Here is a 9,959-nt window from a genome sequence, read left to right on the forward strand (position 1 = left end):
CCGATGGTACTGCATTGGTAACGATGTGGGAGAGTAGGTCGCCGCAGGGAATTTAATTGAAAAAGCCCCGTCTGATTCCAGACGGGGCTTTTTCGCGTCCTAACCTAATGACATGACGCCGCTTCCAACTCTACCGGATGCAGTCGTGCACTCACCAAACCCTCTTATCCCTTTCCATTTACTGTATGAAGTGCTGTCATGGTGCTATCAGTAGGGTGATATACCTATTGCATTGACACTCCAGCATTTTTAATGTAGTTATTGGCATATTCATATGACAATGGGGTGCCTATGTTTTTCAGGAAATACCTCTCTTCTCTGCGCAGCACGTATATCTTCATGGTTTGCTTCGGCCTGCTCATGGGGGTTATCTTTCCCTTTTATTCCTGGATTTTCTTCGGAGCCAAGGCCTTCGCTCCTCTTTATGCGCTCGGCTGCCTGGCTGCCGGATTCATCGTCGGCACCTTCTGCTACCACATCATCAAGGAAGCGCTCCGGCTTTACATCGAGCAACAACTGAAGATCCTGGGACGGATCACGGGTGAAACCTCCACCGTGTCGGTATCCGGCACAGGCGATGAACTGCAGCAACTGATGGAGTGCAACGAAGCCTTGATGAACCGGGTTTTGGTGATGGTGGAAAACGTATCCAAGCTTGCCGCCGACATCTCCAACAGGCACGGCCGGCTCACCAACGAATTCAGCCAGACGGTGCACAACCACGAGAAGCAGGCGGCCAGGGAGCAGGAAACAATCGGGGCCGTCGATGACATGAATGCCTTCTTCCGGGACCTGCTGAAAGAGATCGAGGACATCGCCGCGCGCACCGACCAGCGTGCTTCCATCTCCACGGAAATGAGCGCCGCCACCGACGCCATCGCCCTCAGTATCCAGGATTATTCCGCCTCGGTGATGGAGACTTCGGCTTCCATCGAGGAGATGGCAGTCAGCATCAAGGGGACGGCCTCCAACATCGAAGCCCTCACCACCTCGACGGAACAAACCTACAACTCCATCCTTACCATCGGCACCTCCATCGGTGAAATCCGTGACAACGCCCGGCGCTCCTCCGACTGCTCGGAAAGGGTGCGCGTCGAGGCCGTGGAAGGGATGGAGGCCATGGCGGCAACCATAGCAGCCATGACCGCGATAGAACAGCACAGCGACCGCTCGGTCGACGCCATCAACCGCTTGTCGCAGCATTCCCTGCGGGTCGGGGAGTTCCTCGATGTCATCAAGGAGGTGGTGGCCCAGACCAACCTCCTTTCCCTCAACGCGTCCATTATCGCGGCCCAGGCGGGAGAGCGGGGCAAGGCCTTCGCGGTGGTTGCCGAAGAGGTGCGCGCGCTGGCCAAAAGAACGTCCGCTTCCACAGAAGAGATCGAGGAACTGGTCGCCAATATCCAGAAGGAAACCGCAGCAGCCGAGACTGCGGCCCGCCTTGGCAAGGACAAGGTCGCCGAAGGGGTCACCGTGTCCGAGAAGGCGGACGAGGCGCTGCACCGGATAGAGGATAGCGCCGCCGAGGCGTCGCGCATGGTGCAGCAAATCGCGGCAGCTACCGATGAACAGGCCTCCGGAAGCCGGCTGATTACGGAGGAGGCGGAAAAGAACCTGACCCGTGTCAAACAGTTCAGCCGGGCCGTCCAGGAAGAGGAGACCGGTGCTCAACTTATCGTCCGCAGCCTGGAGCGTATGCGCTCTCTCTCAGCTAAAATAACCAGTTCCACCGAGGAGCAGGTACGCGGCAACCGGCTGTACATGCAGAGCGTGCTGGAAGACAACGACAAGGTTAAGGCGTTGAAGGAAACCTGCATGGAGCAGATCGCCATAGGGGACGTGCTGCGCAACGACGTGGTCGAGGTCGATCGCCTGATCCAGGGGACCGCCCAGGAGGCCAAGAAGATGCTGGGCGAGATCGAAACCATCAATGGGCTCATCGTTGCCGTGCACCGGGAGATGGAGACCTTCCGCAAGTTGTAGCCTCACTCTCGCCTCACCCTACAGCCCTGCCGGTTTCGCCGGTGGGGCTTTTTTTTGTTCCACGGCCTGCCGCTGGCCGCAAGGCAGGCGCGACCTTGACAATGAAAGGAGGGTAGATAGATTATATTCTGTTAATTTTACTGACACTTTCCCGTCAGCTACGGCAGCGCATGGGCTCGATAATACTGAGGCTCGGCGTTGGCCACCAAGTCATGGGAGGGGGTATGAGAACCTTACCGACATCTGCTCCTGTCTTTCTGCTCGCGGTGGCCACGGTGTGCCTGGTACTGGCATCCCCGGGACGGTCGTTGGCCATGTCCGACACTGGTGCCGCCACTCGCCCAGGCGCCGGCCCAGCCTCCACCGAGCCTGTCCCAGAAGAGTTGAGCAGGCTGATTACGCTGGAGGGCGCCTCCCTCTACAGTTGGAAAAACATGAGAAGCCGGTCCGGCTTTGCCGTCGCCCAGGCCGACACCGCCCCCCAGTTGTTCACGCCCGCAGCACCGCAACGAATCCTTTCCTGGGAGACCGGTGAAGGGAAGAGTTACCTGGTGCCCGCGTTCGAAATTCCTGCCTTTATCGTCCTTCTGAACGCCTTCGACAGGGTGGCCCTGCATGACAAAAAGACCGACGAGGGGAAGAGGACCTATGCCACCAACCCCTCGACCTTTTGGCACCAGTTGAGCCACCAGGACTGGACCTTCGACCAGGATACCTTCAAGGTGAACCAGTTCGGGCACCCGTACGAAGGCGCCACCATGTACGGCCTGGCCCGTTCCGCAGGCCTCAACTTCTGGCAATCACTGGTGTACAGCAATACCGGAAGCTTCCTGTGGGAAATGGCCGGCGAGAACTCACGCCCGTCGACCAACGATCTCATTACCACCGGTAACGCGGGTGCCCTGTTGGGAGAGGCGCTGTTCCGGATGGCCGACCTGGTCCTGGAAGAGGGGGGGGGCAATCCCCCCTTGGGGCACCGGCTGGCGGCAGCGGCCATATCCCCACCGACTGCGGTGAACCGGTTGCTCTTCGGCAAGCGGTTTGATACCGTGTTCCCGAACCACAGCCCGGCGACGTTATGGCTGTGCCGGGCCGGCTTCAGCTTGGACGTGCACTCGAAGAACCCGAGCGCGCCGGTGAAGGAGCCCAGCCAGGACAGTATCGGCATCGTGGAGTTTTCCATGGCGTACGGCCTCCCCGGGAAACCCGGCTACAGCTACAACCGCCCTTTGGACTACTTCAACTTCGAGGTTTCAACCAGGGCCCGACAGCACAACCTGGTGGACACCCTCACTATCAGGGGGCTGCTGAAAGGCAAATCATACGAGATAGGCCGTGACTATCGGGGCATCTGGGGACTCTACGGCAGCTATGATTACATCTCCCCCTACGTTTTCAGGGTCTCCAGCACCGCCCTCTCCCTGGGGACCACGGGACAGTACTGGATCGGTCCCGGCGTGGCGGCTCAGGGCTCGCTGCTCGGGGGGGTGGGTTTCGGCGCCACGGGCTTGGAATCAGATGTGGTCGAGGAGCGGGGGTACCACTACGGGGTGACTCCACAGGTGTTGCTGGCGACGAACTTTCTCTTTGGGGAAAGAGCGATGGTGGACCTTACCGGCCGCTGGTACTATGTCAGCAGCGTGGGTCCTGATCATGACGGGTCGGAAAGTGTCTTCAGGGGACACGCTGCGCTGACTGTGAGAATCCACGGCAGCCATGCCATCGGATTACAATATTCCGAGTCGATAAGGAACACGAACTATGCTAATATCACAACGAAGTACCGCTCTGAAGGGACCATAAGCCTGGTCTACACCTTTGTAAGTGACAGGGCCTTCGGAGCCGTAGAATGGAGAGAACCTGCCGAGCGTTAGTTCCTGCCCTTTGAATAAGCATCTGGTTGGAGGTGTACCTCATGAAGCACCTGAAAAGATTTTTCCTGTCGATCCTGTTGAGTCTTACTCTCATATCCGGCTGCGCCGTGAACAAGTCCTCGGTCGGCGGCTTCAACCTGGTCTCGGTTGCCGAGGAGAAGGACCTGGGGGACAAGTTCGCCGTGGAGATCGAGAAGCAGCACCAAGTGGTGAGGGACCCGGAGGTGCAGGCCTACATCGATGGTGTGGGGAGGAGGCTATTGACCGGGGTGCGCAAGCAGGATTTCCCATTCACTTTCCAGGTGGTGAAGGATGAGAGCGTCAACGCCTTCGCCATCCCGGGAGGCCACACCTATGTCAACACCGGGCTGATCAAGGCGGCGGCCACCGAGACGGAACTGGCGGCGGTCATGGCGCACGAGATGAACCACGTGGTGGCCAGGCATTCTACCCGGCAGATGACGCAGCAATACGGCTACAGCCTGGTCACCAGCCTGCTGCTGGGAGGGCAGGGGGGTGACCTGTCCAGGATCGCGGCGGAACTGTTCGGCAAGGCCGGCGGCATGTACTACAGCCGCGAGATGGAAAGCCAGGCGGACTATCTCGGCGTGGAGACCATGTACAAGGCTGGCTACAACCCGCAGGGGATGGTCAGCTTTTTCAAGAAGCTCGACGCCGCGGGGGAGCAGCAGCCCGGCAAGATCGCCAAGTATTTTTCCGATCACCCTGAGACGGTGGACAGGATCAAGGACATACAGCAGGAAATAGCCCAACTCCCGGCTAAGAACTGGCTCCCCGACTCGACTCCCGAGTTCGCCCGGGTGAAGGCCAAGGTCCAGCACCTCTAGCCGGGTTTATGTAGAGAACAGCAGCTAAGACCACCTGATCCCCTGCAAGACCTTGCAGGGGAATTCTTTTGTTAGGAGCGGACATGACTGACGCGATTCGGGGTTTGGAGCCACAGGTTTTTTGGAACTGCTTTGCTGCAATTTCGGCGATTCCCAGGCCCTCGGGACACGAGGAACGCCTGGGTGAGCACATCCTGGAGCGAGCCGGGCAACTGGGCCTGGAGCGGGTCAAGGATGACCGCGGCAACATCGTGGTCAAACTGCCTGCGACGCCGGGGAGGGAGCGGGTGCGCAGCATCTGCCTGCAGTCACACCTGGACATGGTCTGCGAGAAGAACGCGGGCAAGGTTCATGATTTTCTCAACGACCCCATCGAGCTGCTGCGTGAGGGGGAGGTACTGACGGCGAACGGCACCACCCTGGGAGCCGACAACGGCATCGGCGTGGCCACCTCGCTCGCAATCATGGAGGACCAAGCCGTGGCACACGGTCCGCTGGAACTGCTGTTCACGGTCGAGGAGGAGACCGGCCTGGCCGGCGCGAAGAACCTGTCCCCGTTGATCGTGTCGAGCCGAATCCTCCTGAACCTCGACTCCGAGGAGGAGGGCGCCCTCTATATCGGTTGCGCCGGCGGCAAGGACACCGTGGGGAGATGGCCGCTGGTGCGGGAAGCGGCGCCTGCCGGCTGGGCGGCACTGCGGCTCACGGTGAAGGGGCTTAAGGGGGGGCACTCGGGGCTGGAGATAGACAAGGGGCTCGGCAACGCCATCAAGCTGCTGAACAGGGCACTCCTGCGGCTGACAGGGCTGGGGGCGAAACTGGCGTCCATCGACGGCGGCAACATGAGAAACGCCATTCCGAGAGAGTGCGGCGCGGCCGTCTTCCTCGCGCCGGAGCAGGTGGCAACGGCACAAGCGATGGTGACGGACCTCGGTGCGACCTTTCTGGCCGAGTTGCCGACGGTCGATCCCGGCGTCCGGTTGCTCCTCGAGCCGGATGAGGCGGGGGCGGCATCGGTGCTGGTCCCGCAACTGCAGCGGCAGCTCATGAAAACCATCGCCGCCCTCCCGAGCGGAGTGCAGCGTATGAGCGCCGAGATTGCCGGACTGGTCGAGACTTCCACCAACGTGTCCGTGATCCACACGGAAAAGGACGAACTGGTCCTCATCACCAGCCAGCGCAGCTCCAGTGCCTCGCGGCTGTCCGAGGTGGTCGAGACGGTGCAGGCGATCCTGGAACTGGGAGGGGCGGCGGTCGAGGGGAGCGACGGTTATCCCGGGTGGCAACCCAACATCGATTCGCCCCTGCTTAAGCTGGCGCAAAGGTGCTACCGCGATCTGTACCAGAAGGAACCGGAGGTGAAGGCGATCCACGCGGGGCTCGAGTGCGGGATTATCGGGGAGCGCATCCCCGGCATGGACATGATCTCTTTCGGGCCGAACATGGAAAAGGTGCACTCGCCGGATGAAAGGGTCTACATCGAGAGCGTGGCCAGGTACTGGAGATTCGTGCTGGAAATCCTGAAGGCCGCACAGTAGAGCCGCTACTCGTGCAGGTCGCAGAAGAAACGGACCACGAGGGGGACGATGGCGTTGGTCCCGCAGATGGTTACCCGCTGCGTCATCTCCTTGCAGGCTTGCCCCACGCGGCACTGCAGGGAGATGTCGTGCAGGCCGGCACAGCACCGGAACACCCGGGGCGTTTCGCCGTCCTTGTTCTCTCCCTGGTAGATCCCGTCCACCGAAACACTTCCCCTGCGCTGGCAGCAAACCGTGAAGTATTCCATGGTCTCTCCGCTGAGGCATAGATTGATGAGAATAGGTTAAGGCGCAAGTATCGCCTGCGGTGCCGGGACTGCAAGGGGAAGGATTGCGGTGGGGACGCCGTGAGGACGCGGCGAGCCTGCGAAGAGTCTGTGGAGAGTCTCCGGAGAGGCTAGGGGGAAACCGGCGTGAGGCGGGCTACAGGACCTGGACCTGGAGTCCCGCGCCGGGGGCGGAGCGGTAGATGAACGTGACCGCCGCGGGTTCTTCCCCCCATGGGGTGCAGCGGTAATCCCTGGCGAAGGTGCGACGGTAATAGCGCACCCGCTCGCCCGGTTTGGACTCCAGGCGCAAGGGGATGGCCGGTTCGCCCGGTTCAGTCGCACGTGAGAAGAAACTGGGGAGATTGCCGCTCGGGTAGCCGATCAGGCAAAGGTCGAAGCAGAGGGCGTCGCGCAGGCGCTCCTGTGCCTCGCCGTCCCTCCCCTCGGCAGCAAAGCGCCAGAGTGCCTCGAACAGCGAGGCGAGGGAAAGGTTGCCGGAGAAGAGTCCGGCGGCGTCGAAGAATTGGGCGGCCTGGTCGAAAAGCTGCGACAGCGGTCGCTCGGCGGCGAACACCTGCAGCGTCGTGGCGAACCTGCCGCTGTTGTAAACCAGGTCGAGGAGGCGGCTGATCCCCTCGATGCGGCGGATCTCTTCGAAGCTGAGCCACGGGGTGCGCAGGATTTTATAGGGGGCGGCTTCCGCGTACGCGTACCCTTCCTTGCGCGCGATGCCACGCATCGCTGTCCCCTTCAAGACCTTGAGCGGTTCGACCTGGATGTGGTCCGCGTCGAGCGCGAAGAGCCCCTGCACCGAGGCGAGAAAACCCGGCAGAGATTCACCCGGGAGCCCCGCCACCAAGTCGAGATGCACGGTGACCGCCGTTGCCGCCTTGAGCCGCTCCACGTTGGCGTAGAGCTTGTCGAGACTCGATTTTCGCTCCACCTTGGCCAGCGTCTCCTCTCCCCCCGACTGAACCCCTATCTCGAAACGGAACGCCCCGGGCGGTACCTGCGCCAGCAGGGCCAGGTTCTCCTCGGTCAAAAGTTCCGCCGCTATCTCGAAATGAAACTTGCTGCCGCGGTTGTGGTCCAGGATGAAACGCCAGATCTCGTTGGCACGCCTCGCGTCGTAGTTGAAGGTGCGGTCGGCGAGCTTCACTGTCTGCACCCCGGCCTCCATAAGCAAAAGGAGATCCGCCTTGATCCTCGCCGTGGAAAAGGAGCGGACGCCGCTCTCGATGGAGGACATGCAGAAGGCGCAGGAGAAGGGACAGCCGCGCGAGGTCTCGTAGTACACCAGCGGTTTTTTGAGATCGACCAGCCCGGCGGCGAATGGCGACGGGATGCGGTCCAGGTCGGCGAGCGCCGCACGCTCCGGGTTGGCGATGATCTCCTCCCCCTCACGATAGGTGATAGCGGCGATCTCTGCCGGCGGCACCCCCTGGCTCAAAGCTTCCAGCAACTCCCGGCAGCTCTCTTCCCCTTCGCCGCGCACGATGCAGTCAATGGCGCCGTTGCGCACCATCATGTCGAAGGAGCCGAAGGATACTTCCGGGCCGCCGAGGACGATGAAGGTGTTGGGGGCCAGCTGCTTCAGATCCGAAGCCAGTTTCAGTGTCAGCTCCGTGTTCCAGATGTAACAGGAAAACATGACCACATCCGCCCGCTCCGCGTAGAGCTTCGCCAGCAGCTGGTCCGGCAGCTCGTTGATCGTGAGCTCCAGGATGCTCAAATCGAGGTCCGGCAGGGTGGCACAGGCCGAGGCGAGATAGGGGAGTGCCAGCGAGGCGTGGACGTACTTGGCGTGCAGGGTGGTGAGCAGGATCTTCATGGGCGGGGATTGTAGCCGATTAGCGGAGGCGTTGCCAGAAAAATGGTGGCGGGCCGCCGGGACGCATCCCTTGCCCGCGCCATCGTTTTTTGTTACTGTAAGCGGCTGCCGAAACAAAACCCAAAACCATTGGCCACGGAGAAAATCCGAGGACTTCTGAGAAAGGCACAAAACGGAAGGCTTTGTTAATCGAAAGCCTTTGCTCTCGTTTCTAACACGGCTTTGCAGTTCTCAGATTTTCTCAGAAGTTCTCCGTGGCTAACGGTTTCCACAGGATAGACATGAAAACGAAGAAACTGCCGAAACTGCTCTACGCCGACAGCCAGGGCAACATCTACGACCACCCCTACCTCACCATGGCGGGCATGAGCGCCGATGAGGCGGTACTGCCGGAGTCGGTGGAGCTGATCCCGCTGCCCGACGACAGCCGCCTGTTCACCATACCTGACACGCCTCCCATCGCCTGGGACGAGGAGCAGGGGAGCTTCATCACCCTGAGCCAGGTCCGGGATGGACGGCGCAGCATGAAGATCCAGGCGGTGTCTGCTTTCATGGCCCCGGGATACATGCGTACCCTGCTCCCCGCCTGCGACTACAGCAAGAAGAAGGTGCATCTCCCGCTGTGGTCATATACCGCGGTGGGGTGGGACGAGGAGAAGGAATGCTTCGTGGTCGCCGCCACCCGCGTGGACGACAACGAGAACTGGCTCCCCAAGAACTACGACGACAGGAAACTCGATCCGCTGGTGCGCAAGATGCTGGCCGAGTTCCCCAAGAACCGGCTCATCGAGCAGTTGTCCCGCTGCGCCGTCGACTACCACTGTTTCGCCGCCAAGAACCTCTTCTTCCGCAGGTGGGAGGCCCCCATCCCGACCTCACCGGTCTGCAACTCGCGCTGCCTGGGGTGCATCAGCCTGCAGCCTTCCGACTGCTGCCCGTCCAACCACGAGCGCATCCCGTTCGTGCCGACGCCGGAGGAGATCGTAGAGCTGATGCTGCCGCACCTGTTGCAGGCGCCGGAGCCGATCGTCTCCTACGGGCAGGGATGCGAGGGTGACCCGATCATGCAGGCCGACACCATCGCGGAGGCGACCAAAAGGCTCAAGGCGGGGACCTCGCGCGGCACGGTCAACTTCAACTCCAACGGCTCCATCCCCGACCGGGTGCGCATGCTCTGCGACGCCGGCATGGACTCGATGCGCTTCTCCATGAACTCGGTGCAGGAAGGGTTCTACAACAGCTACTACCGCCCCAAAGGGTACCGCTTCGCCGACGTGGTCGAATCGGTCCAGGCCGCCAAGCAGAAGGGGCTGTTCACCATGATCAACTACCTGGTCTCCCCGGGCGTGACCGACAGCCCCGCCGAGGTCGAAGCGCTTTTGAAGTTCATCGAAAAGACCGGGGTGGACATGCTGCAGATGCGCAACCTCTCCATAGATCCCGCCTTCTACAACGAGCGGATGGGGGTGCGGACGCGCGGCATCGGCATGTATCGGCTGCTGCAGGAGGTGAAGAAGGCATTCCCGAAGATCCAGTACGGCTACTTCAACCGCACCAAGGAGCGCTTCTATCCGGAGGGGTTCGAGAAGGGGTGGCCTATTTCAGGTACTTAGCGA

The 9,959-nt window shown here is 61.1% G+C and carries 7 protein-coding genes; 5 read left to right on the top strand and 2 right to left on the bottom strand.

Going from position 1 to position 9,959, the window contains the following annotated elements; genetic code table 11:
- Positions 1-291: 291 nt before the first annotated feature.
- The 4 genes from JFN90_RS21900 to JFN90_RS21915 all read left to right on the top strand — a co-directional run bounded on the left by JFN90_RS21900 (position 292) and on the right by JFN90_RS21915 (position 6,243).
- A complete protein-coding gene (locus JFN90_RS21900) occupies positions 292-1,983 on the top strand; it encodes a methyl-accepting chemotaxis protein (protein ID WP_199397263.1) in 1,692 nt (563 codons plus the stop codon).
- 224 nt (positions 1,984-2,207) lie between these two features.
- Positions 2,208-3,857, top strand: coding sequence for a DUF3943 domain-containing protein (locus JFN90_RS21905; protein ID WP_199397264.1), 1,650 nt, complete (start codon positions 2,208-2,210; stop codon positions 3,855-3,857).
- A gap of 41 nt (positions 3,858-3,898) precedes the next feature.
- Positions 3,899-4,705 (top strand): M48 family metallopeptidase, encoded by an 807-nt coding sequence (locus tag JFN90_RS21910; RefSeq protein WP_199397265.1) that lies wholly within the window; start codon positions 3,899-3,901, stop codon positions 4,703-4,705.
- Between the two features lie 83 nt (positions 4,706-4,788).
- Positions 4,789-6,243: an aminoacyl-histidine dipeptidase gene (locus tag JFN90_RS21915; RefSeq protein ID WP_199397266.1), complete on the top strand. Its 1,455-nt coding sequence runs from the start codon at positions 4,789-4,791 to the stop codon at positions 6,241-6,243.
- Between the two features lie 5 nt (positions 6,244-6,248).
- Here JFN90_RS21915 and JFN90_RS21920 read toward each other — a convergent pair whose 3' ends face one another.
- On the bottom strand, positions 6,249-6,491 hold the full coding sequence (locus JFN90_RS21920) for a hypothetical protein (protein WP_199397267.1): 243 nt from the start codon (positions 6,489-6,491) through the stop codon (positions 6,249-6,251).
- 175 nt (positions 6,492-6,666) lie between these two features.
- A complete protein-coding gene (locus JFN90_RS21925) occupies positions 6,667-8,343 on the bottom strand; it encodes a B12-binding domain-containing radical SAM protein (RefSeq protein ID WP_199397268.1) in 1,677 nt (558 codons plus the stop codon).
- Between the two features lie 281 nt (positions 8,344-8,624).
- Between JFN90_RS21925 and JFN90_RS21930 the strand changes: the two genes are divergently transcribed.
- Positions 8,625-9,956: a radical SAM protein gene (locus tag JFN90_RS21930; RefSeq protein WP_199397269.1), complete on the top strand. Its 1,332-nt coding sequence runs from the start codon at positions 8,625-8,627 to the stop codon at positions 9,954-9,956.
- Positions 9,957-9,959 lie beyond the last annotated feature (3 nt).

It is taken from the genome of Geomonas propionica (genome assembly GCF_016458235.1).
GTDB classification, from domain to species: Bacteria; Desulfobacterota; Desulfuromonadia; order Geobacterales; family Geobacteraceae; genus Geomonas; species Geomonas propionica.